Source organism: Pseudomonas sp. GL93 (genome assembly GCF_003408955.1).
GTDB lineage: Bacteria > Pseudomonadota > Gammaproteobacteria > Pseudomonadales > Pseudomonadaceae > Aquipseudomonas > Aquipseudomonas paracarnis.
On record NZ_NKRF01000012.1, the window covers coordinates 1 to 22,880 of the forward strand.

26 protein-coding genes, 1 tRNA gene and 1 pseudogene are annotated in these 22,880 nt (G+C 58.1%); 15 read left to right on the plus strand and 13 right to left on the minus strand.

The window, feature by feature from the left end:
* A partial coding sequence (locus CER19_RS03160; RefSeq protein ID WP_133298300.1) for an IS3 family transposase occupies positions 1-132 on the plus strand: 132 nt, incomplete at its 5' end.
* A gap of 71 nt (positions 133-203) precedes the next feature.
* A complete protein-coding gene (locus tag CER19_RS03165; RefSeq protein WP_256660371.1) occupies positions 204-350 on the plus strand; it encodes a hypothetical protein in 147 nt (48 codons plus the stop codon).
* 47 nt (positions 351-397) lie between these two features.
* Here CER19_RS03165 and CER19_RS03170 read toward each other — a convergent pair whose 3' ends face one another.
* The 7 genes from CER19_RS03170 to CER19_RS03200 all read right to left on the minus strand — a co-directional run bounded on the left by CER19_RS03170 (position 398) and on the right by CER19_RS03200 (position 9,473).
* Positions 398-1,114 carry a hypothetical protein gene (locus tag CER19_RS03170; protein WP_020302011.1) on the minus strand — a complete coding sequence of 239 codons (717 nt, stop codon included), beginning with the start codon at positions 1,112-1,114 and terminating at the stop codon, positions 398-400.
* Positions 1,115-1,198: 84 nt separating this feature from the next.
* Positions 1,199-2,452 carry an aspartate aminotransferase family protein gene (locus CER19_RS03175; RefSeq protein WP_116665374.1) on the minus strand — a complete coding sequence of 418 codons (1,254 nt, stop codon included), beginning with the start codon at positions 2,450-2,452 and terminating at the stop codon, positions 1,199-1,201.
* A gap of 110 nt (positions 2,453-2,562) precedes the next feature.
* On the minus strand, positions 2,563-3,576 hold the full coding sequence (locus CER19_RS03180; RefSeq protein ID WP_116665375.1) for a sensor domain-containing diguanylate cyclase: 1,014 nt from the start codon (positions 3,574-3,576) through the stop codon (positions 2,563-2,565).
* Positions 3,577-3,713: 137 nt separating this feature from the next.
* On the minus strand, positions 3,714-5,615 hold the full coding sequence (locus tag CER19_RS03185; RefSeq protein ID WP_116665376.1) for an alkaline phosphatase D family protein: 1,902 nt from the start codon (positions 5,613-5,615) through the stop codon (positions 3,714-3,716).
* 443 nt (positions 5,616-6,058) lie between these two features.
* Positions 6,059-8,287: an ATP-binding protein gene (locus tag CER19_RS03190; protein ID WP_116665377.1), complete on the minus strand. Its 2,229-nt coding sequence runs from the start codon at positions 8,285-8,287 to the stop codon at positions 6,059-6,061.
* Positions 8,284-8,898, minus strand: coding sequence for a biliverdin-producing heme oxygenase (locus tag CER19_RS03195; protein WP_116665378.1), 615 nt, complete (start codon positions 8,896-8,898; stop codon positions 8,284-8,286). The genes CER19_RS03190 and CER19_RS03195 overlap by 4 nt, the downstream gene beginning before the upstream one ends.
* 212 nt (positions 8,899-9,110) lie before the next feature.
* Complete coding sequence (locus tag CER19_RS03200) at positions 9,111-9,473, minus strand: response regulator (protein ID WP_003194033.1); 363 nt, start codon at positions 9,471-9,473, stop codon at positions 9,111-9,113.
* Between the two features lie 162 nt (positions 9,474-9,635).
* On the opposite strand from CER19_RS03200, the gene CER19_RS03205 reads away from it, so the two are divergent.
* Complete coding sequence (locus CER19_RS03205; protein ID WP_116665379.1) at positions 9,636-10,067, plus strand: VOC family protein; 432 nt, start codon at positions 9,636-9,638, stop codon at positions 10,065-10,067.
* Between the two features lie 30 nt (positions 10,068-10,097).
* Positions 10,098-10,469 (plus strand): cytochrome c family protein, encoded by a 372-nt coding sequence (locus tag CER19_RS03210; protein WP_116665380.1) that lies wholly within the window; start codon positions 10,098-10,100, stop codon positions 10,467-10,469.
* 128 nt (positions 10,470-10,597) lie between these two features.
* Here CER19_RS03210 and CER19_RS03215 read toward each other — a convergent pair whose 3' ends face one another.
* Both CER19_RS03215 and CER19_RS29335 read right to left on the minus strand, forming a co-directional pair.
* Entirely contained in the window at positions 10,598-10,882 is a 285-nt protein-coding gene (locus CER19_RS03215; protein WP_116665381.1) for a barstar family protein, read from the minus strand.
* A gap of 58 nt (positions 10,883-10,940) precedes the next feature.
* Positions 10,941-11,644, minus strand: a pseudogene (locus tag CER19_RS29335) (colicin E3-like toxin immunity protein).
* Between the two features lie 193 nt (positions 11,645-11,837).
* Here CER19_RS29335 and CER19_RS03230 point away from each other — a divergent pair.
* Positions 11,838-12,302, plus strand: a complete 465-nt coding sequence (locus tag CER19_RS03230) for a helix-turn-helix domain-containing protein (RefSeq protein ID WP_116665382.1) — start codon at positions 11,838-11,840, stop codon at positions 12,300-12,302.
* Positions 12,299-12,874: a PIN domain-containing protein gene (locus CER19_RS03235; protein ID WP_038451456.1), complete on the plus strand. Its 576-nt coding sequence runs from the start codon at positions 12,299-12,301 to the stop codon at positions 12,872-12,874. Before CER19_RS03230 ends, CER19_RS03235 begins: the two co-directional genes overlap by 4 nt.
* 81 nt (positions 12,875-12,955) lie before the next feature.
* Here the strand turns inward: CER19_RS03235 and CER19_RS03240 are convergent, their stop codons facing one another.
* Entirely contained in the window at positions 12,956-13,327 is a 372-nt protein-coding gene (locus tag CER19_RS03240) for a PH domain-containing protein (protein ID WP_116665383.1), read from the minus strand.
* 156 nt (positions 13,328-13,483) lie between these two features.
* On the opposite strand from CER19_RS03240, the gene CER19_RS03245 reads away from it, so the two are divergent.
* Complete coding sequence (locus CER19_RS03245; RefSeq protein WP_116665384.1) at positions 13,484-14,119, plus strand: LysE family translocator; 636 nt, start codon at positions 13,484-13,486, stop codon at positions 14,117-14,119.
* 1 nt (position 14,120) lies between these two features.
* Here the strand turns inward: CER19_RS03245 and CER19_RS03250 are convergent, their stop codons facing one another.
* Positions 14,121-14,774 (minus strand): NBR1-Ig-like domain-containing protein, encoded by a 654-nt coding sequence (locus CER19_RS03250; protein WP_256660372.1) that lies wholly within the window; start codon positions 14,772-14,774, stop codon positions 14,121-14,123.
* Positions 14,775-15,042: 268 nt separating this feature from the next.
* Between CER19_RS03250 and CER19_RS03255 the strand changes: the two genes are divergently transcribed.
* Both CER19_RS03255 and CER19_RS03260 read left to right on the plus strand, forming a co-directional pair.
* Positions 15,043-15,849 (plus strand): 2OG-Fe(II) oxygenase family protein, encoded by an 807-nt coding sequence (locus tag CER19_RS03255; protein WP_116665386.1) that lies wholly within the window; start codon positions 15,043-15,045, stop codon positions 15,847-15,849.
* Positions 15,850-15,874: 25 nt separating this feature from the next.
* Positions 15,875-16,522, plus strand: coding sequence for a LysE/ArgO family amino acid transporter (locus CER19_RS03260; protein WP_116665387.1), 648 nt, complete (start codon positions 15,875-15,877; stop codon positions 16,520-16,522).
* On the opposite strand, the gene CER19_RS03265 is transcribed toward CER19_RS03260, so the two are convergent.
* A complete protein-coding gene (locus CER19_RS03265; RefSeq protein WP_116665388.1) occupies positions 16,484-16,813 on the minus strand; it encodes a hypothetical protein in 330 nt (109 codons plus the stop codon). The genes CER19_RS03260 and CER19_RS03265 overlap by 39 nt on opposite strands.
* Before the next feature lie 43 nt (positions 16,814-16,856).
* On the opposite strand from CER19_RS03265, the gene CER19_RS03270 reads away from it, so the two are divergent.
* Positions 16,857-17,048: a DUF3077 domain-containing protein gene (locus CER19_RS03270; RefSeq protein ID WP_256660373.1), complete on the plus strand. Its 192-nt coding sequence runs from the start codon at positions 16,857-16,859 to the stop codon at positions 17,046-17,048.
* 165 nt (positions 17,049-17,213) lie between these two features.
* Here CER19_RS03270 and CER19_RS03275 read toward each other — a convergent pair.
* Positions 17,214-17,298 (minus strand) — tRNA-Leu (locus CER19_RS03275).
* Between the two features lie 108 nt (positions 17,299-17,406).
* Between CER19_RS03275 and queA the strand changes: the two genes are divergently transcribed.
* The 5 genes from queA (at position 17,407) to secF (ending at position 22,814) form a co-directional block, all read left to right on the plus strand.
* A complete protein-coding gene (gene queA, locus CER19_RS03280) occupies positions 17,407-18,456 on the plus strand; it encodes a tRNA preQ1(34) S-adenosylmethionine ribosyltransferase-isomerase QueA (protein WP_056789023.1) in 1,050 nt (349 codons plus the stop codon).
* A 5-nt stretch (positions 18,457-18,461) separates the two neighbouring features.
* Positions 18,462-19,577 carry a tRNA guanosine(34) transglycosylase Tgt gene (tgt, locus tag CER19_RS03285; RefSeq protein ID WP_165861591.1) on the plus strand — a complete coding sequence of 372 codons (1,116 nt, stop codon included), beginning with the start codon at positions 18,462-18,464 and terminating at the stop codon, positions 19,575-19,577.
* 43 nt (positions 19,578-19,620) lie between these two features.
* The gene (yajC, locus tag CER19_RS03290; protein ID WP_003175975.1) at positions 19,621-19,959 is read left to right on the plus strand and encodes a preprotein translocase subunit YajC; all 339 of its coding nucleotides are present in this window, start codon (positions 19,621-19,623) and stop codon (positions 19,957-19,959) included.
* Positions 19,960-20,021: 62 nt separating this feature from the next.
* Positions 20,022-21,890 (plus strand): protein translocase subunit SecD, encoded by a 1,869-nt coding sequence (secD, locus tag CER19_RS03295; protein ID WP_116665390.1) that lies wholly within the window; start codon positions 20,022-20,024, stop codon positions 21,888-21,890.
* 9 nt (positions 21,891-21,899) lie between these two features.
* The gene (gene secF, locus CER19_RS03300) at positions 21,900-22,814 is read left to right on the plus strand and encodes a protein translocase subunit SecF (protein ID WP_116665391.1); all 915 of its coding nucleotides are present in this window, start codon (positions 21,900-21,902) and stop codon (positions 22,812-22,814) included.
* Positions 22,815-22,880 lie beyond the last annotated feature (66 nt).

Consider the following 22,880-nt stretch of genomic DNA (forward strand, 5'->3'; position numbering starts at 1 on the left):
TCATTTGAGAGTGTGGAGCAACTGGCATCAGGCTTAGAGGATTACATCACCTACTACAACCAAGACCGCATAAGCCTCAGACTGAATGGCTTGAGTCCGGTACAGTTTCGGACCCAGGCACTAAATCAATAGCGTCTCCTGTCCAACTTTTGGGGGGCAGTTCAAACCTTGGCTACTATTCGGCGGGTGTCAACATCGGCGTGATGATCGCGCCATCGCTGGCGTTCATGTTGCTGGCCCGGCCAACCTTGCCGTCACCCTGGCTGCTGGCAGGCTGCGTGTTGTTGCTGTTCGCCATCGCGGTGGGGATGATGAAAAGCTCGGCGGTGTTATGGAACCAAGAGGCGTAGACGGCAACCGGCGCTGCGCCTTGCGCGCGCCAGGTTGCGTCACCGGGTTACTGGGCGGCGATGGCGTAACCGTCGAAGGCGCTTTGCTGTTGCAGCGCGGTCACGATGCTCTTACGTGTGACCGGCTGTTCGGCGCCGCTGTTGTCGATGAAGGTTTCGCTCGCAAGTTCCGCCTCGCTGCCTTCGCCCACAAAGGTGAAGCCCAGGAACTCCAGCGCTTCGCGGTCCACATTGAGCTTGGAGCGCGGCGTGCGCAGCGGCAGGGTGACGCTGATGCCATCCTTGCTGATCACAAACACTTCGGTGTCTTTCTTGGCGCGTGCAGCCTTGCCCTTGCCGGCGCTCGGGTTGCTGATGGCCTGGTGCGACTGGTTAAGGACCTTGAGGGCCAGGCCATAGACCAGTTCCTGGAATTCGGGGTCGTCCTTGAAGCTGGACAGGATGCGGCTGATCGAGAACTGGCTGCTCAGGTGTTCCAGGGCGGCGTTGTCTGCGGCTTCGGCGTCTTTCAATTGCTTGAGCTGGCCCATCAGCTCATAGGCTTTGTCATCGTCGAAGGCATCGTGGGCCTGGCGGATGGCAACGCGCAGCTCGCGGATCTGGTCGCTTTCCTTGGAGGTGTGAAACGCGTCAAGCACCATCTCGCTGATGATCTTGGCGGCTGGCACATGCTGTGAAAGATTGATGGCGTTTTCGTATTCGGCTTTGGCGTGCAGGGCGACTACGGATTCTTCGGCGGATTTTTCGGTGTAGGAATCAGACATTAAAATTTCACTGCGTAGTAAGCGGAGGAGACAAAAAACGTCGGGCATTTTCAGCGGGTGAGGGCATCAGGTCAAGGCAGCCCGCTATTCGTCCAGCTGGGTGAGACACGCCTGGAGAATATCCAGGCCTTCCTCCAACACCGCAGGCTCAATGGTCAGCGGGGCCAGCAAGCGCACGATGTGCCGCGACTTGCCGCTGGGCATTAGCAGCAAGCCAGCCTCTCGCGCCAGCGCCAGCAGTTGCGCCAGTTGCTTGGGGGCAGGTGTACCGTCGGCATGGGCCAGTTCAATGCCCCGCATGGCGCCGACACCGGTGAGGCGGCCCAAGTAGGGCGACAGTTGCTGTGCGCGCCAGGCTTCATAGCGGCCCACAATCGCGGCCTCCTGCGCGACGCCCCATGCGTGCAGGCTTTTGTCGCTCATCAACTCAAGGGTCGCCAGCGCCGCCGCACAGGCGATGGGATTACCCGAGTACGTACCGCCCAGGCCGCCTTTGGGCAGGTTGTCCATCAGCGCCTTGCGCCCGACCACCGCCCCCAGCGGCATGCCGCCGGCGATGCTTTTGCCGAGCAGCAGCAGGTCCGGCTCGATGCCCAGGCGCGAGAAGGCGAAACGCTGGCCGGTGCGACCAAAACCCGACTGGATTTCATCGATGATCAGCAGGATGTTGTGCTGGTCGCAGAAGCGCCGCAGGGCCTGGGCGAACTCAGTGCCCAGGGCGAGAAAACCGCCTTCGCCCTGTACCGGCTCGATGATGAAGCAGGCCACATCGGTTACGTCGATTTCCACGCTGAACAGACGCTCCATGGCCTTCAGCGCTTCGGCGCAGGTCACGCCGTTATCGGTACTGGGGTAGGGCAGGTGATACACAGGGCCGGGCAGTACACCGACCTTCTGCTTGTAGGGCGCGACCTTGCCATTGAGGTTGAGGGTCGCGAGGGTGCGCCCGTGGAAGGCGCCGTCAAAGGCGATCACCGCCGTGCGCGAGGTGGCACCACGGGCGATCTTCAGGGCGTTTTCTGCCGCTTCTGCGCCGCTGTTGGTGAGCATGCCGCTGACGGGGTAACCCACCGGGATAAAGGCGCTGAGACGTTGCATCAACTCGATGTAAGGCGTATGCGGCGCGGCGTTGAATGCGTAATGGGTGAGCCGGGTGGCTTGCTCGCAAATGGCCGCCACCACGGCCGGGTGGCAATGACCCAGGTTGAGTACGCCGATACCGCCGACAAAGTCGATGTAACGCTTGCCCGCCATGTCCCAGACTTCTGCGTTTTTACCGTGGCTGAGGCTGATGGGGTGAACGATGGAGATCGACTGGCTGATGCTAGCGTGGCTCATGACTCTGGGACTCGACAGTGGTGGGCGCAGCGCTATCTAAGCCGCGCGCCTGGCCTTGCCGCAAACGAAATAAAGTTGCCGGGTCATTCCACCTTGGAAGGAGCTGCGGCCTATTCCGACACCCCATCCTTGCCCGCCGCCTTGGACCGATACAAGGCTTGATCGGCCCGCGCCATCAGCGCAGCCGGGGATTCACCCATGCGCCGCTCTACTACGCCCAGGCTCAGGGTAACGTTCAACGCGCCCAAGGGGGCCGTCGTCTTGATTTTATGGCGAATCCTTTCGGCCAACTCTTTGGCCGTGTCCAGGTTGCTTTTGGGCAGCACCACCATAAACTCATCGCCGCCCCAGCGCGCCAGCAAGTCGCTTTTACGTACGCAGGCTTCCAGGTGTTCCACCACCCGTATCAGGGTCTGGTCGCCGACGCCGTGGCCGTATTGGTCATTGATCGGCTTGAAGTCATCGACATCCATAGCCACCAGTGCCAAGGGCAGGCGGAAGCGCTCGGCGCGGTCGCATTCCTCCAGCAGCACTTTTTCCAGGCGGTACCGGTTGGCGATGCGCGTCAGGGCGTCGCGCTCGGCCAAAGAGCGGTTTTCGTCCAGCTGCAATTGCAGTTGCTGGTTGACGCGCGACAACTCAAGGGTGCGCTCCGCAACCAGTGCTTCCAGGGACTGGTTGCGTTTTTGCAACTGTTCGATGGAGCATTTGCGCGCATGAATATCGCGGTGTGCGCCGATCATGCGCGCCACAGAACCGTCGGGGTTACGGGCAATGACGTAGCCACGGTCCTCGATCCAGAGGTACGTACCGTCTTTTTTGCGACAACGGTATTCGGCCCGGTAATGAGCAGCGCGTTGGCTGATGTAGTCATCGAACACCGCCATCACGCGAGGATAATCCTCGGGGTGGATCACGTTCTCCCAGGTGAAGACGCTGTTTTCCAGGGAGTGGTGGGAGTAGCCAAGCATTTCGTACCAGCCGGGATTGCGGTAGACGAAGCCGGTATTGGCGTTCCAGTCCCAGATGCCATCACTGACCAGTTCCATAATGGCGTGCAACAGGTCGACGTTAAGGTCGGACACCTCATTGCGTAGCGGTTCTTTGCCGGATGTATCGTCCATCTGCGCGCTTCCTGCGGGGGCTGGCGCCCAAGGCCAGTCATGGTTGACGCCGATACTCCGTGGCTGGCGCTACTGTACATCGGCGCTTGCGCGCTTTGAATAGGGCAGGTGTGCTGCTTATGACGAGTGGCGAAACGCTATTTTTCTGGCGCCATCATTTTAGTCCGAGGCCGTCCATCCGCGTTGTGCTGGTAAATCTCCTGCGGTTGGCCCTGCTCATTGAAAAACACCTGGCCAATGCCCGCCGAGTTCCACAACCGCTCACCCGCTTCGGCATGCTCTGGAATATAGGGCACCACCTGCATAGTGCGGCGGCGGGTAAACCAGTTGAGCGGCGAACGCGGGGAGTAGAGCCAGCGGTTGAGGCGATCGAACCATTCAAGCAGGCGCGGCGGGAACTCGTTCTTGATACCACTGCTGGTGATTTGCCAGATCTTGGGGCCGCCGTTGCGGTGGCGGATCAGCACTTGGTAGACGAACGAGTAATGCACGTCACCGGAAAGGATCACGTAGTTACCCGGCGTGCGTGAGTGGCGGAAGATATTCAAAATCACTTGGGCGGCGCCGCGGTGGGCCATCCAGTTCTCGGCGTCCACCAGTAGGGGAAAACCGCACCAGCTGAAGACTTTTTGCACTGTCTCGATCAGCTTGACGCCAAAGACCGGCGCGGGCGAGACAATGATGGCGGATGGGTGGTCCAGCAGGGCTTGTTGCAGTTCGCTCAAGGCTTCCCAGTCCAGTAGGCCGGAAGGTTGCTTGAGGGTGAACTCGCTGCGCCAGCGTCGGGTGCGGGTGTCGAGTACCACCAGCGCCGGGGTGGTGGGCAATACGTAGTGCCACTGCTGGAATTTCAGCAAGGCGTCCAGCAACGCGTCTTGCGCCGTCGCGTCGAGATGATTGGCCTGTACCTGGCCGGTCAGTGCCTGGGTTTGGCCCAGCAGTTCGCCAAACACCTGGGGCTGGTTGCCCCAGCCTTGGCATAACAGATACGCCAGCAAGGCATTGCCGATGATGCGCTTGGAGAAGGGGTGGCCGTAGGCGGTTTCTTCCCACTGCGCGCTGAGGTTCCAGTCATCGGTGATGTCGTGATCGTCGAACATCATCAGCGTCGACAGGTGCGCGAACACCCGCGCCACCCCAGGCAGGCCGTTGCGGAACTGGTCGATATGAACCTGTTCGCGGGCATAGCGTTGTTGTTCTTGCGCACTCAGCGGCGGCGGTTCTGGTGTGATCAGCGTCCAGGGTGTCGGCGACCAGGCCAGCAGGTACATGGCGATCACTTCGGCAAAGGTCACCAGGTGATTGTCGGCGGTGCTGCTGGTGAAGATTGGTTTCTTCACGCCGCCGAAAAAGCGTTCGCGCAAGGTCTCGTTACTGTCCAGCGCAGGGAGCAGGTCGGCTCGGTGGTAATAGCTGGCGCGATGCCCATAAAGGCTGGCGCTGTCGCTCACCACCGCGCCCTCCAGAAACTCATCGTACAGGCCCAGGCGCGCAATCAGCCCATGAATGGCCCGCAGCATGGGCCCTGCGACGTCGTCGGCGTAGATCTGGTCGCCATTCATCATCAGCAAGGCTGGGCGTTCGAGCGGTGTGCGGGCGTCCGCCAACAGGCGGTCGACACACAGCAAGCCTTCGTCGGCACGGTGGTGGGGTTTGCGGCACGAGCCATGCACCAAGTGGTGGATGCGGCTATGCAGCACGAAACTAGGCGTAGTCGCGTCGCCATACAGCAAGTGGGGTGCCCATTGTGCAATGCCGAGGCCGTCGATCAACAGGTCGTAACCGATGATTTCATCCTGTGGCAGGGCGTCGCTCAGGGCTATGTCGATCAGGTGGATAAAGGCATGGCGCCCGACGGGTACGACTTGGCAGTGCGTTGCATCGAGCGGGATATCCAGCGCCTCGCCCGAGGGTAATTGCAGCCGCAAGCACAGGGGCAGGGCACGACTGCCCACCAACCAGATAACCAGGCGCTGTGGTTCCAGGCGTCTTAGCAAGGGGCCGGTGATCACGGCAGGCAGGATTTCAGGTTGACCCATGAAGAATGCAGCTCATACCAAGTGGAACTGGAAAGGATAACGCAGAGGATGTCAGTGTTTTGTTAACGCAAGTGCAACGCGGTGCGCTGCACTCGTTGCCGGTGACTGGTAACGGTTTAAAGCAGTTTGCCTCCTCCAAGGGAGGTCATACCCGAATCTTTGGGTTTTGGTCGCGTGTCCTGCCCCTGTGGGGGGCTGCCAACCGGCGAAGAGGTGGGTGCGGGATTGCCTGGAGGCTGGTTATCTTTAAAGCCTTGCTGGATGTTATAGCTGAAGCTGTCAAACGAATTGCCAATGATCATCGGTAAAACCCCTTACTCAATTGGAGGACTGTTGTCGCATCAATACTCCCTTTGACTGCGCATTGAGTGAGTGGAGCTGGCCGGGTTTTTCGTTCCCGGCCATAAGTAACCCTATGTTGGCTTGTAGGATTTATGCGCGTTTCAAGCTGGCTTTGGCACCGTAAACCTGAATTCACTGCCGCGTCCCAGTTCGCTTTCGGCTTCGATTCGTCCACCATGGGCCTGGACAATCCCCTGGGTGATATACAGCCCCAGCCCGCTGCCCGTGGGGTTGTTTTCAGTCTGGGTCCAATAGCGATCGAATACATGGGGCAAGTCGTGCGGTGCAATGCCTTCACCCGAATCGCGCACCGAAAATATAATCTCCTCGCCATTGCTCATGGCGCTGATGCCGATATTGCCCTGGCGCGGAGTGAACTTGATCGCATTGCCGATCAGGTTCGACAGCACCTGGAACAAGCGCTCCGGGTCGGCCTTTATTTGCAGTCCAGGCTCGGCATTGAACGACAGATCAATGCCTTTTTCCGTGGCCAGGGGGGCCAGCAACGAATACGCCTCTTCAAAGATCTGGCTGACGTCCAGCGCCACCGGCTTGACCACATAGCGCCCGGCTTCGATTTTCGAGGTGTCGAGCAAGTCTTCCAGCAACACATTCATGCGCCCGGCGGCCTGTTGCATGGTGTCGATCGCTGAAGAGATACGGCGTGAAGTGTGGGGGCCATCGGAGCTGAAGGCTTTTTGCATCATGCCGCAGAGCATGGAGATGACGGTCATGGGGTTGCGCAGGTCGTGGGAAACCACCGCCACCAGCTCGTCCCGCGCACGCACCGCTTGTTGCTCGCGCAGCACCTGCCGGGACAGGTCGTTCTCCAGGGCCGAGCGGCGCAAATCGTTGGCGGCAAACAGGTCGCCATGGCTCCATTTGGTGGAGATGCCGGCCATTTCCACCTTCCAGATTTCAAACGAGGTGCGTGGGCGAAGGCGCATGCCCGCGTCGCAGGTTTCCAGGTTCAGCGGCTTGTTCGGGTCGCCGCTCCAGTGGATGTTCTCTTTGACTTCCGGGCGAAACCACAACACACCGTTATCCACAGGCTTGGGCAAACTCATGGCGAGCACACCACTGGCCACGCTCTGATACTCGGCGGCAGGCGGGTAAACCGAGGCCAGGTGATGGCTGGAAAAAACCGGCTCACCCTTGCCCTGCAACCACTTGTGCAGCGCGCGTATCTGCGCTGGTTCCGGGCAGTTGCCGTAGCGGTGCAGTTGTTTATCTTCGATGATCGCCACGCCGCCGGAGAGGGTCAGGTCCAGCAGCATTCGGCCTTGTTGGGCCAGGCCGTCGAAGACGTTATTGGCAGAGGCTTTCATCGCTTGGTCCAGCAGCGCCAGCGCTTCGACTTTCTCGTCGCGCTGGCGGGTCAGCTCCAGGGTCTCCATGGCACTGATCTGCAATGACAGCACCTGGCCGATGGTCTGGCAGGCCATGCGCAGGTCATTAGGTACCAGCAGCGGCTCACGGTTGCCGCAACTGATCAGGCCCCAGAGTTTGTCGCCCTTCATCAATGAAATACTCATGGACGACAACACGCCCATGTTCTGCATGTACTGGCAGTGAATCGGCGACACGCTGCGCAGGGTGGCGAAGCTCAGGTCCAGGGGCTGCCCGGTGTCCGGGCGCAATTTGGGCAGCAGCGGCACCGGTTCGTAGGACGCATTCGGGATGATCCGTAGCCAGTTGGTGCGATACAGCTCGCGAGCCTGCTCGGGGATGTCGGACGCGGGGAAGAACAGCCCGTTGAACAATTCCATGGACGGCGCCGAGGCCTCGGCGATCACCTGGCCATGGCCTTCCTCTTCGAAGCGATAGATGAGCACCCGGTCATAACCGGTCATGGCCTGGATTTCGTTGACGCTGATGGCGTAGAGCGCCTCCAAGGTCTTTGCCGATTGCAGGCGGTGCAGCATCTTGCCCAGGTTGCTGGTGCGGCCATTGTGCGCTCGGGGTTTGAAATCCTTGAGCCGTGGTTCGAATTCCAGCACTAACACGCCCTGGTGGCGATGCAACAGGCCTTCGAACTGCTCACCCTTGAAGGTGATCAGCAAGGGCGGCGAGTCCAGGAATGCGCTGTCCTCGGCCATGGTTTGCACGGCCTGGGCGTACTCCTCGCCAATCAATCTGTGCAACGGTTGATCCAGCAGCGCCTCGGGGGCGTGGCCGAACAACGTACCAACGTTGGCACTTACCTGAATGATGTTCAGGCCAGGTTCCGACAAGGTCAGCAGCACGCCGTGGGGCTGGATGGCCCCCGGAAAACGAATGGGTTCATCGGCGCAGTTGGCAAGCAGCTCTTCAAAATCTTCGGGTTTCATAGCAATACCTCCTGGCTGTCGAGCCATTGCTCAAAGCCGCTGAATGTCGAGCGGGCTGCCATCACCGCGCGTGTGGCGGCCTGTGTATCCAGTGGCTGGCGGCCCAGATAATCGAGGAAATCTTTCCAGCGCCGTCCGGTCTCGGCGCCGTATACATTGAGAAAGGCACCGCCGTTGTCGGCGTTCACATCCAGGCGCAGGGCCATTTCCCGGCGTAGCACTTGGCCGCCCAGGGTGGCGCCTTCCAGCACATACAGGGCGCCGAGGCACGCAGCCGGTGTGTCTAATCCGGGGAGTTGGGTACAGCGAGGCAGGGCATGGATGGCGTGGTCAGTCAGGCCGAGTGCGTGCAGGTCATGGACCAAGGTTGGCGTTTTCACACGCAACACAGACTCATATCCCTCGGGAATCAACCCGCTGTCATACAGCGCCGCTTCCATCGGCTGATAAAAGCCGTAGTACGCCTGCAGCAAGCGCCGATACCACTGGGCATCCAGGCGCTCGGAAAAAAACGGCAGGCGCTGTTCCAACGCCACATGCAGCAGGCCCGTGCCCGTGCGCAACGTTTCCAACAAGGAGGGCGCACCAACGTCATGGGCCTGTGAATGCATTCAATGAGCTCGAACTGTGGGCCTGTCGGCCATGAATGACGCGTGAAAATGGGCGATGATTCTACACAACTCATTGTCGTCAGCTGAACGCATAAGCGAAAAGGCTGACCAGCGAATCAGAAAAGTCGCTCCCTGCCCTTTACATGACCGCAGAACGGGCCCTCAAGTTCGGTTGAAATGATGTCGCGCTGCTATCAATGCAGGGACAGGCCCTAGTGCGTCAATGCTGTCTGCACGCACTCAAGCAAGTGGTCGGTACTCCAGGGCTTGGGCAGAAACCGCACGGAACTGCCCAACTCGGCGGCGATTTTTGTATTACCTGAGGTCAGCACCACCTGTACTTCAGGCCAGCGATGGGCGACGACGCGGCTCAAGTCATAACCATTGAGCAAGCCGGGCATTTGAATATCACTGACAATCAAATCCACCGGGTCATCGCCGCGCTCCAGGTAAATCATCCCTTCGTCTGCCGATGCAAACGATGTCACCACCGCACCAAAGTCTTCCAGCACATCCACCATCAACGCCCGAATGATCTCGTCGTCTTCCAATACCAAAATCGATGGCTGAGCCATGATCCTTACTCCACCATCAGGGGTTCAGTAAGGTGGAGTAGGGGTTGGGTATATAGGTTCGATTGGGTGTTTTTTAAACGATGGGTGGTCGTTTGGCCACTTGTGAGCCATGGGCACGACAATCCGTTAAGGTGAACGCCACCCTGCCGCCCAAGGAATGCCATGTTCAACCGTAACCCACTCGTGCCGGAACTGATCGTCCCCCGCCTCGCCGCAAGCCTGGCGTTCTGGGTCGAACAGTTAGGTTTCGCCATTGCCTATCAGCGCGCTGAAGAAGGCTTTGCCTACCTCGACCTGAACGGCGCGCAAATCATGCTTGAACAATACGACCCCGTGGCCGGTCAGTGGCTGACCGCACCGTTGCAGCCACCGTTCGGCCGCGGCATCAACCTGCAAATCGATGTGCCCTCCGTGGCGCCCATCCTGCAACGCCTGGCGCAAATTGGCTGGCCATTGTTCCGTGATGTAGAAGACGCCTGGTACCGAGCCGGTGACGTGGAGGCCGGGCAGCGCCAGTTCATCGTGCAAGACCCGGACGGTTACCTGGTACGCCTGGTGGAGAGGCTGGGGGAAAGGCCGTACGAGCAGGCATAATCGACGTCAACAGCCGATAGGGAGACCTGAATGAAGTATGTGTTATTGACCCTCGCCCTGACCGTTATCGCCGTACCCGCGTTCGCTGCGGGCGACGCCGAGGCGGGCGGCAAACTCTTTACCAAGACCTGCGGCGGCTGCCACAGCATTGGTGAAGGCGCGCGAGGTGGTTTTGGCCCGGAACTGAACGGCATCATTGGCCGGCCTGCCGGTACCACCACGGACTACCAGTACTCGGATGCGATGAAGAACTCGGGCGTGGTATGGACGCGGGAAAAACTGGCGGCCTACATTGAAGACCCGAAGTCGGTGGTCAGTGGCACGCGGATGATCTTCTGGGGGATCAGTGACCAAGAGAAGATTGAAAATATCCTGGCGTATCTGGAGAAATTCCCAGGCTGACGGCTACCACCGGGCACAACGTCACCGTCCTCTGTAGGAGCGAGCTTGCTCGCGAAAAACGTCAACGATCACGCGTGCTTCCTGAATAAACGCGACGCCTGTGAGCTTTTCGCCAGCAAGAACTGGCATCAGTAGCGAACCCGCGACGCAAGGTCCGGGTAATAGGTCGCAAGTTCAGTCAAGCACTGCCGCAGCATCTTGGCATCGTGAGGTAGGCGCTCTGAAAAAATATCCCACCCAGAAAACTCAAGCGTCTCGGGCATTTCTACCAAGCCGGTGATGGCGTCCCAAAAGGCATCCCAGTTTTGGCCATACCAGTCGGGGAAGTTGAGTGAACTGCACAGCGTGGTGTGAAGCTCTTTGGGAGTCTGGATGCGGCTCAGGTCTATTTTGATGATGGATGAACGGGTCACTTGTGCACCATTTGCTTTTTCATCTGCTACAGCTCAGGCTGAATTCTTTGAGTCTGCACTACTCGTTTGCAACTTCGTAATCAAATGCGATGAAGTAGTCGCTTTCTGAAAGAGCAATTTCATGAGAAAAATGCGGCTGTATCACTGATAGCCATTCCTTGCGCAATTCAAACATGCCGTTATTGACGTCCACTGCGCTCAACAACCCGAGCGTGGAAATCACCGAGTAGTCATCTCCGAAGTTCGCTGAAATCTCCGTTCCGCTTAGTCTCTCTGTGGTTCTGTCGAACCATTCCAACATTACTTTTAGTCCCATGTACCCCTTGAGTGTGCCGTCGTCGCGGTGCTCGATATGCAGCCGCATCTGCGAACGCGCTCGTTGCAGCGAACGCAACTGTTCCTCGTTGTAGAGCGCGCTATCACTTAGATCTGACGGCCAAGCCAGCGCTACCAACCCTGTCAACAGGCTACCGCGCCCCGGGCGTCCACTTCGCGCCCGCCCAACAGACTTACATGGCCGTACTCCTTGATCAGTTCCAGTGGGACAAAACCGGTGGGGCTCGAGTAATGAGCGATACCGTCAGGCAGTTGGCATGGTTTTATGAAAACGCAGCTTGGAGGTTGGGCTGGTGTAGGTGGCTGGGCAGGGGACGGCTCGAAAAAATCGACAGTAGGCGAATACGGCACACGCGACGGTTGCCGGGTGAGGATTCGTCGCTTGAGTAACGCTTGTTCGGTGGGTGGATAAAAGCGTTCTGACATGACCGATTCACTTCCTTGCGTGAGGGAGTGAGCCTATGAGGGGGAGTCAGGAACAGATATCAGCTCAACTTTCAGTTGATGTGGGAAAAGTTGACTGGTACGTGAGTCACCGGCATTGTTTCGAATATTGCGATTTTCGTTTGTTTCGTTTAGCGTTGGCCTCAACTGAATTGCGCAAGACCGGAGTTGCATCATGACCAACCTTCCCAAAACGATCCTTCCGCTGGAAAAAGAAGTCGAGGCAGCAGTGCAAGGCCAGCGTGAATTAGCGTCCCTATTGTCGACCAAATTTGAAACCCAGCGCATCGACATCTTCGACAAAGAAGACAAGCCACACAGGCTTGTCCTACCAACCTCCGCACTGCGTCTGCTGGTCGATATTCTGGGCGAATTGGCGCTCGGCAATGCCGTCAAGGTAGTGCCGGTTCATGCCGAGTTGACCTCGCAGGAGGCGGCCGACCTGCTTAATGTGTCACGCCCGCATTTGGTCAAGATGCTGGAGGAAGGCGCCATCCCCTTTACAAAAACGGGCCGACATAGGCGAGTCCGTTTTTCGGATTTGATGGCGTTCAAGCAACGGCGTGACGAGCAAAGCCAAGAGGCAATGGAAGCGCTGGTTCAACAGGCCCAAGAGTTGGGAATGGGGTATGACGGATGAGGTGTTCGCCCTTTACTGCGGTGTACGATGCTTGTGTTCTCTATCCTGCGGCACTTAGGGACTTACTCATGTGGCTTGGTTTGTCTGGTTTGTATCGAGCGCGATGGACTGGCCAGATTCAGGATGAGTGGAAGCGCAATGTACTTAAGAACCGACCCGATCTTACGGCGGCTCAGGTGGACTGCACGTCGGCGCTAATGGACATTGCTATACCTGACGCGTTGGTGACGGGATATGAGGATCTGTGTTCGAGTTTGGATTTACCAGACCCGGATGACCGGCATGTGTTGGCGGCGGCAATTCGGAGTAAAGCTGAGGTTATCGTGACCTTCAATTTGAAAGACTTTCCACCTCATATATTGGCTGCCTATGACATTGAACCAATGCATCCGGATGACTTTATTTCGGATCTCTGGGATTTGGATCAGGCGGCAGTGTTGGGAGCGGCGCAGAAGCAGAGGAGGGCGTTGAAGAAGCCCGCGATGGAGGCGGGAAGTTATCTTGAGATGTTGATGCGGCAGGGGTTGGTGCAGACTAGCAAGGCAATGGGACCCTATGAAATGATGCTGTGAGCAGGATGAGCCCGGTGTACGTCAGCTGAACCGCAATAAAAAAGACCTTGAAACACCAAGGTCTTTTTGTGTTCCTGCGGATCAACTCAGCAGGTGCTTGGAAATCAGCTGGGAGATTTCCACGATCGAGGTCTTGCCAGTGAATTCGAATTTCACCTTCCCCAACGACGAAAAATAAATCTCCAACTCCGAATCCAAGTCAAACGTCCCTGACGTTTCCACCGAGTACGCCACGATGTTCTTGTATGGCAATGAGGTGAAATCCTTCTTGCTGCCGGTAATCCCCTGCACGTTCACCGCGATGATGCGTTTGGTGGTGAACACGACGCCGTCGCGCATGGCTTTGTAGGCGTCGACCACTTCTTCGCCGTCCAGCAGCAGGGCCGCTACGCGTTCGGCGTATTCGTTGTTTTGCTTGAGCTTGAAGAAACCTTTGTTGTTGAAGTCGATCATGTGCCTGTCCTGGGTAAGGGGTGCCGTCGGTGTATGACGTTTTGCTTGCGGATCTGTATCTAACGCCTGGGCCTGCAAGCCCCTAGCATGACGCTCAACACGACCGCGTCGGCGAAGGATTTCACGCTGGCAGCCTAAAAAACCAGGAGCCAATCCATGCCTGATATGTCCAGCTTGCTCGCCTACGGCCTGATTTCACTCGGGATGGTACTGACACCCGGGCCGAACATGATCTACCTGATTTCCCGCTCCATCTGCCAGGGGCGCACGGCCGGGTTGATTTCCCTGGGCGGGGTGGCGCTGGGGTTTTTGGTGTATATGGTGTGCGCGGCACTGGGTATCACCGCGTTGGTGATGGCGGTGCCTTTTGCCTACGACGCGCTGCGGCTCGGCGGGGCGTTGTACCTGGTGTACCTGGCCTGGCAGGCGGTCAAGCCGGGTGGGCTCTCGCCATTCCAGGTGCGCGACTTGCCCAAGGACAGCCCGCGCAAGTTGGTCACCATGGGGCTGGTGACCAACCTGCTCAATCCCAAAGTGGCGGTGATGTATTTGTCGTTGCTGCCCCAGTTCATCGACCCGAATGGTCATGGCAGTGTGCTGATGCAATCCCTGGCGCTGGGCTCCCTGCAGATTGTTATCAGCGTGAGCGTCAACGCGGTGATTGCCTGCATGGCGGGTTCCATCGCGGTGTTCTTCGTCACACGGCCAGGTTGGCAGGTGCTGCAGCGCTGGCTGATGGGGTCGGTGTTGATGGGCTTGGCGGTGCGGATGGCAGTGGAAGGGCGCAAGTAGATCAGCGTGCCATCACGTTTACGATCACATGCAGGATGAACGCAGGGCCGTAGCAGGGTTGCCCGTGTTCGTTCTCTATCCGCCAGATGGAAGTGACCGTGCAGGTCTCCTTGGGGGCGGCGAACTCTACAGTGATATGCACGGGTTGGCCGGGCAGCGTATCGGCGATGGAGATTTCGTTGTTCAGGCTGCGCAAGTGTGTGTCCATTACAACTTCCAATGGCGCACCCGTAGCGGTGCGTCGGGCGATGACGTACTCGCCGTCTACGCGCACCAACTTACGCCCGCGCCAGGGGTAGGTGCCGAGGTTCTGGACCTCCCAGGTCTTATGAAAAATCTCACTGGGCAGCACCACGCTTTGATCGGGCGTGGTGACGTCTGCATTGAAGACGGCGATGTCGCTGGGGTCGTGCAGGCCGACGGCGCGGTTCGTGGTCGCAATCGAACAAGCATCCACGGGGGCGCCAGCCAGGTCGGCGAAGTAACGAAACAGCAACAGCGGTGAGACCTGGAGTGCCTTGGCGAGTTTGATCAGGGTGCGTACCGAGGGATCCTGAGATACACCGCCGGTCAAACCGTACAGATAGGTTCTGGAGATGCCGGCTTCCTTGGCCAAGGTGGTCATGGATTTGCCCAGCTCGCGACTGCGTCGCACAACGAGAGATCGGAGGGTGTCGCGCGTTCGTATGCTCATATTCGATTGCCAATCCCTAGTCCTTGAAAAGGTCTGCAAGTTGTTCGCCAAAGAAGACAACCTGACCGCCGTTGCGGGTAACGCGCGATGCACACTTACGGCCTGCTGGCGATGTTGTGAAGGACACGGATGGGGCCCTTTTGTTGGCTATGTCCAGTGTCGTAGTTTCTCGCATGCTTGCGAACCTAGTGTTTGTTGCATTCCTTCACATCTATCTTTGGATATAGCGATGACTCAAATAAAAAAGTGCTGCGCTTCCATTGCTCGATCAGGCTTCGGCACTCTGCAAATACCTGAAGCCATGCTGCGGGACTACAAACAAATTGTTGATGGATATTCAGCAATTTCCCAAGCTACCAAAGCATCCTTTTCTTTCAGTCAGGACACTGATGGTTTTTTCCCATTCGGTGCCGAATATTCAAGTGTTGAGAATCATCCTGATCTCTGTGAGCGATTCTGTTATTGGCCTGCACATGCATCGAAACGAATAGGTTTTGAATTTACTCGGAGCGTTTTTTTTGCCACCGTGGATATTTTTGAACGCCAGATCAGCGAGTTGGCTCAGGAGTTGATGGACGGAATTTGTAGTGAGTTTGGGGTACCGTCACTCGCCCCGTTTCGCTCGGCGTCCTATGTGCAGTTGTGTGTCTATCACGCCCAGGCTGCAAGAACTGGGCGTCGATTCGCCCAAGATCCCCATGAAGATGGTCATATGCTTTCGTTTATCAAACCTAGCCGCGAAGGGCTGGTGTTGGTGAAGGGGCGTTCGCTTGAGCCCGTGCGTCTTTTGGAGAACGAGATTGCAGTGCTAGCGGGGTCTTTACTGACTGAGCTATCTGATTACGCAATTCCTGCGGCTTATCACGCGGTTCTCACCCCTCCGAGACCGGTGGAGAGAAGCTCGTTGATTTATTTCGCTAACCCGACTCCGGAGCAAGTGTTAACCAGCTTTTTCCGAAGGCAGCCAATTGACTTGAGTGGTGCTGTGAATGCTCGCCACACGGGCTTCGGTAATCAACCTATTCAACTCCTATAAATTTCTCTGAGGGCACGGACACTCCATGGCTCCCTACTTCAATGCTCTCTACCTCGAAGGCTTGCTCTTGGGTATGGGGCTGTTCGCCGCCCCCGGGCCCAAAGACACCTTGGTAATCCGTCAAGGTGTCAGCCGTGGTCCCGTCTGGGGCGTGGTCGCAATCTGCATACTGGCCGACATCCTGCTGATTGCTTTGGGCATCACTGGGTTAGGTTCGCTTTTGGAAAGCCGGCCAAAGCTGGTTGCGCTGTTGCTGATCTCCGGTGCAGCGTATCTGCTTTGGTTTGGCGGTCAGCGCCTGTTGGCTTGCCTGCGTAATCGATCCATGCCGGATAGCCAAGGTGCGCATTCGCAGCGTGGTCTGTTGCGCACAGCGGTAGTGCTTGGGTTCGCCAACCCCTACGCATGGCTCGACACGGTCGTACTGATCGGTTCTATCGGCGCAGCCAAGCCCACGGACCAACAAGCATTCTTTGCTACGGGCGCCATGACCGCGTCGCTGTTGTGGTTCGTGTTATTGGCGTTGGGATGTCAGCGGGTGACCAAGCTATTTCGTGCGCCGGTAGTGTGGCGTTGGCTGGATGCAGGTGTGGCGGTGTTGATGGTGTATCTCGCTGGAATGTTGATTACGGATTCACTGGATATCTTTCAGATAATCCTTGAGGGCCGTTAGCGCAGTGGGCAGTTCATCAAGTTGATCCACGCCTTGCACATGATTCGCCAACCTTTGCAGTTCGCGCCCCATCACCGTGTCAGCCCCGCCCAATGCCCCAAGTGCTTGATCAACACATTCAGCTATTTTGGACTGAATCGTAGCCAGATCTCCCTGGCGCACCAATAATCCAAACACCTCCCGCTCATAGCCATCCATCACCAAGTCATCCCGTAAAACCGGGCTGCCGCCGTCCGTCTCATGCACCAGTTTAAGTGCAAAGAGCGCGACCGCTTCCAGCGTCAATTCCATGGTTTGAGTTCCTCGGCGTTTTTGGGGGAAGGTGGGGAGGGCGATGATCACTGTTCTGCGCGTGGAAAAAAAGACCCAATCTTCACCGTCTATTCCACGTGACTCCGGTGTTCCCATCCGCTGTGCCTGGGCAGCGCATTATCTGGGGGAGATGGCCAAGGCGGTGGTGGATGATTTGGCGAATGGGATGTTGCCGAATGGGGTGACAGAGGAGGGTGATGCGGTTGCTGTGTAGGCAGATGGTTTGAAGGTGTCGGGGCTGGCGTCTTCGCAGGCAAGCCAGCTCCCACATTGGATCGTGTTTCAGGTTGGTAATGGGCAGTGAGCAATAAAGCAGCTGGTTGTTCACTTTTTTGCAGGCGAAAAAAAAGACCTTGAATTTCAAGGTCTTTCTTTAAGATGGTGCCCCGAGGGAGACTCGAACTCCCACTCCTTTCGAAAACGGATTTTGAATCCGCCGCGTCTACCAATTCCGCCATCAGGGCTCAATGGCGGCGAAGTATAGAGATGAGATTACCGTTGGTCAATCACGTTTCATGGTCTATTTTCACTATTTCCGCTAGACTTCCCGGCCCTGCTAGACGAACCCCATCATGCGCGTTGCTGACTTTACTTTTGAGCTCCCTGATTCGCTGATCGCTCGCCACCCTTTGGCCGAGCGTCGCGCCAGTCGACTGCTGACCCTTGATGGGCCCAGCGGTGCCCTCGCACACCGTCAATTCACTGATTTGCTTGAGCATTTGCGCCCAGGCGATCTGATGGTTTTCAACAATACCCGGGTGATTCCAGCGCGGCTGTTTGGCCAGAAAGCTTCCGGCGGCAAGCTGGAAATCCTGGTGGAGCGGGTGCTGGACAGCCATCGCGTGCTGGCCCATGTGCGCTCCAGCAAGTCGCCCAAACCGGGGTCGAGCATCCTGATTGAGGGCGGTGGCGAAGCCGAGATGGTCGCGCGCCACGATGCCTTGTTCGAGCTCAAGTTTGCCGAAGAAGTGTTGCCGCTATTGGAGCGCGTCGGCCATATGCCGTTGCCTCCTTATATAGACCGCCCCGACGAAGACGCGGACCGCGAGCGCTATCAGACCGTGTACTCACAGCGCCTCGGCGCCGTCGCCGCCCCGACTGCCGGGCTGCATTTCGACCAGCCACTGCTGGATGCGATTGCCGCCAAGGGCGTCGACACCGCCTATGTAACCCTGCACGTGGGGGCCGGTACGTTTCAGCCGGTGCGTGTGGATAACATCGAAGACCACCATATGCACAGCGAATGGCTGGAAGTCAGCCAGGACGTGGTGGATGCGGTGGCGGCGTGCAAGGCGCGGGGCGGTCGAGTGGTTGCCGTGGGTACCACCAGCGTGCGCTCGCTGGAGAGTGCAGCGCGTGACGGCGTGCTCAAGCCGTTCAGTGGCGACACCGATATCTTCATTTTTCCAGGGCGACCCTTTCATGTGGTCGATTGCCTGGTCACCAACTTCCATTTGCCCGAATCCACGCTGTTGATGCTGGTATCGGCATTTGCCGGTTACCCGCAAACCATGGCTGCCTACCAGGCTGCCATCGCTAACGAGTACCGTTTTTTCAGCTACGGTGATGCGATGTTTATCACCCGTAACCCGGCGCCGCGCGGCCCTGAGGACAACTTATGAGTCGTATGTCGTTTGAACTGCTCGCTACGGACGGCAAAGCCCGTCGCGGTCGCCTGACCTTCCCACGCGGCACTGTGGAGACCCCGGCGTTCATGCCGGTCGGCACCTACGGCACCGTCAAGGGCATGTTGCCCCGCGACATCGTCGCCACCGGTGCCGAGATTATCCTCGGCAATACCTTCCACCTGTGGCTGCGCCCGGGTACGGAAGTAATCAAGAAGCATGGCGACCTGCATGACTTCATGAAGTGGCAAGGCCCGATCCTCACCGACTCCGGTGGTTTCCAGGTGTTCAGCCTGGGCGCCATGCGCAAGATCAAGGAAGAGGGCGTGACCTTTGCCTCGCCGGTCGACGGCGCCAAGGTGTTCATGGGCCCGGAAGAGTCGATGCAGGTACAGCGCGACCTGGGCTCGGACATCGTGATGATTTTCGACGAGTGCACGCCGTACCCGGCCGATGAAGAGGTGGCGCGTATCTCCATGGAGTTGTCGCTGCGTTGGGCCCAGCGTTCGAAGAACGCCCATGGCGATAACACCGCGGCGCTGTTCGGTATTGTCCAGGGCGGCATGCATGAAAACCTGCGCAAACGCTCGCTGGAAGGCCTCGACAAGATCGGCTTCGACGGCCTGGCCATCGGCGGTTTGTCGGTGGGCGAGCCCAAGCACGAAATGATCAAGGTGCTGGATTACCTGCCGGGCCTGATGCCCGCTGACAAACCTCGTTACCTTATGGGCGTTGGCAAACCGGAAGATCTCGTAGAGGGTGTGCGCCGCGGTGTGGACATGTTCGATTGCGTGATGCCAACCCGTAATGCCCGCAATGGGCATCTGTTCATCGATACAGGCGTGCTGAAGATCCGTAACGCGTTCCATCGCCATGATGATTCGCCGCTGGATCCTACCTGTGACTGCTACACCTGCCAGAACTTCTCCCGTGCTTATCTGCACCATCTGGACAAGTGCGGGGAAATGCTGGGTAGCATGTTGAATACCATCCACAATTTGCGTCACTACCAAGTCCTGATGGCTGGTTTGCGCGAGGCTATTCAACAGGGTACATTGGCCGCCTTCGTCGATGCCTTCTATGCCAAGCGTGGCCTCCCTGTGCCGCCCTTGGACTGAGTTTTCCGACCCTAAGATTCACTATTTGCAACTGGAGTGCTAAATGAGCTTTTTTATCTCTAACGCCATGGCTGACGCCGCTGCGCCTGCTGCCGCCGGCCCTATGGGCGGTGGTTTCGAGTGGATTTTCCTGGTCGGCTTCCTGGTCATCTTCTACCTGATGATCTGGCGTCCACAGGCCAAGCGTGCCAAAGAGCAGAAAAACCTGCTGGGCAGCCTGCAAAAAGGCGACGAAGTCGTGACCACTGGCGGCATCGCCGGCAAGATCACCAAGGTTTCCGATGCTTTCGTGGTACTGGAAGTCTCCGACACCGTGGAAATGAAGTTCCAGAAGGGCGCTATCGCCGCCACGCTGCCTAAAGGCACGCTCAAAGCGATCTAAGTAACAACCTTTACCAATCGACGGGGCGCGCAAGGCGCCCCGCGTTATAAGCGGGCGGCGTGATGCTGAACAAATACCCTCTGTGGAAATACGTACTGATCCTGGCGGTGCTGGCGATCGGTTTTATTTATTCCGCTCCCAATCTCTATCCTGATGACCCGGCGATCCAGATCTCTGGCGCCAGCACTTCGTTGCAAGTCAATCAGGCAGACCTGGACCGTGCGAGCAAAGCGCTCAACGACGCGGGTATCCAGGTTAAAGCGGCAACCTTGGCGGCTGGTTCCAAGGGCGGCTTGTTGCGCCTGACCAAGCAAGAAGACCAATTGCCGGCCAAAGACGTCGTACGCAAGGCCATGGGTGACGACTATGTTGTCGCGCTCAACCTGGCCCAGACCACGCCACAATGGCTGCGCAGCATTGGCGCGCACCCGATGAAGTTGGGTCTGGACTTGTCCGGTGGTGTGCACTTCCTGCTGGAAGTCGACATGGACAAGGCCCTGGATGCACGTCTGAAAGTCTACGAAGGCGACGTGAAGAGCCTGCTGCGCAAAGAGAAGCTGCGCTACCGCAGCCTGCCGCAGCTCAACGGCGCCATCCAGTTGGGCTTTGCTGACGAAGCATCCCGCGAACAGGCCCGTGCGCTGATCCGCAAGAACTTCAATGACTTCGACATCGTGCCTGCAGACCTCAATGGTCAAGCGGTGCTGCGTCTGGCGATGAGCCCGGCCAAGATCGCTGAAATCCGCGAATACTCCATCAAGCAGAACTTGACCACGGTCCGTAACCGCGTCAACGAACTGGGTGTGGCCGAGCCGATCGTGCAGCGCCAGGGTGCCAACCGTATCGTGGTTGAGCTGCCGGGCGTACAGGACACCGCTGAAGCCAAGCGTATCCTCGGCAAGACCGCCAACCTGGAGTTCCGTCTCGCGGCAGACCCAGGCGCTACGCGTGCCACTTCCGAAGAGTTCGAATTCCGTGAAGGCAACCGTCCTCCTGCGTTGATCGAGCGTGGCTTGATCATCACCGGTGACCAGGTGACCGACGCCAAGGCGGGTTTCGGCGAGCACGGCACGCCTGAAGTGAACATCCGTCTGGATGGCCATGGCGGCGAACTGATGAGCCGCGCCACGCGCAGCAACGTCGGTCGCAGCATGGCGGTGATCTTCATCGAGCAACGCCCGGTGACCACCTACACCAAGCAAATGGTCAATGGCGTCGAGAAAGACGTGCCGGTGCAGACCTTCAAGGAAGAGAAGAAGATCATCAGCCTGGCGACCATCCAGTCGCCGCTGGGTGCTCAGTTCCGTATCACGGGCCTGAATGGCCAGGGCGAGTCTTCGGAGCTGGCGTTGCTGCTGCGTGCCGGTGGCCTGGCTGCACCGATGTACTTCGCTGAAGAACGTACCATTGGCCCGAGCCTGGGTGCCGACAACATCACCAAGGGTGTCGATGCCGCGCTGTGGGGCATGTTGTTCGTGTCGCTGTTCATCATCGCCATCTACCGCTTCTTTGGTGTGATCGCCACTGTCGCCCTGGCGGGTAACATGGTGATGCTGCTGGCCTTGATGTCGTTGCTGGGCGCCACACTGACCCTGCCAGGTATCGCCGGTATCGTACTCACCATGGGTATGGCGGTGGGCGCCAACGTGCTGATCTTTTCGCGGATTCGTGAAGAGATCGCCGCCGGCATGACCGTACAGCGTGCAATCAACGAAGGCTTCGGCCGGGCATTTACCGCGATCCTCGACTCCAACCTGACCACACTGTTGGTCGGCGGGATTCTCTTCGCCATGGGCACAGGCCCGGTGAAAGGCTTTGCGGTGACCATGTCCCTCGGGATCTTTACCTCGATGTTCACGGCCATCATGGTGACCCGCGCAATGGTCAACCTGATCTTTGGCGGGCGTGACTTCAAGAAGTTGTGGATTTAAGGGGCTGCCATGTTACGTACAATCAACTTCATGGGCGTTCGCAACGTTGCGTTCGGCGTCACCGTGCTCCTTACCGTTCTGGCGTTGTTCAGCTGGTTCCATAAGGGCCTGAACTACGGCCTGGACTTCACCGGTGGTACGCTCATCGAGCTGACCTACGAGAAGCCGGCCGACGTTACCCTGGTGCGCAGCGAGCTGGTCAAGGCTGGCTATCACGAAGCCGTGGTGCAGAGCTTCGGCGCTACCACTGACCTGCTGGTGCGCATGCCTGGCGAAGACCCGCAACTGGGTCACCAGGTAGCTGAGGCCTTGCAAAAGGTGGGTGGCGACAACCCGGCGTCGGTCAAGCGCGTCGAGTTTGTTGGCCCGCAAGTGGGTGAAGAGCTGCGCGACCAGGGCGGCCTCGGCATGCTGATGGCGCTGGTCGGCATCATGATCTACCTGGCATTCCGCTTTCAGTGGAAGTTCGGTGTCGGCGCCATTGTGTCGCTGATCCACGACGTGATCGTGACCGTGGGTATCCTGGCCTACTTCCAGATCACCTTCGACCTGACCGTATTGGCGGCTGTGCTGGCGATCATTGGTTACTCGCTCAACGACACCATCGTGGTATTCGACCGGGTTCGTGAGAACTTCCGGGTGCTGCGCAAAGCATCGTTGATCGAGAACATCAACATCTCCACCACCCAGACCCTGCTGCGGACCATGGCGACGTCGATCTCCACCTTGCTGGCGATTGCTGCGCTGATGATCTTCGGTGGCGACAACCTGTGGGGCTTCTCCCTGGCGCTGTTTATCGGCGTTCTGGCGGGTACCTATTCGTCGATATACATCGCCAACGGGGTGCTGATCTGGCTGAACCTCAACAGCGAAGACTTGATCCCTCCTGCCGCTACCGACAAGGAGGTCGACGACCGCCCTTGATGAGCGTTTGTTGATCCGCTGTTACAAGAAAGGCGCGAGTATTGAACTCGCGCCTTTTTTTTTGCT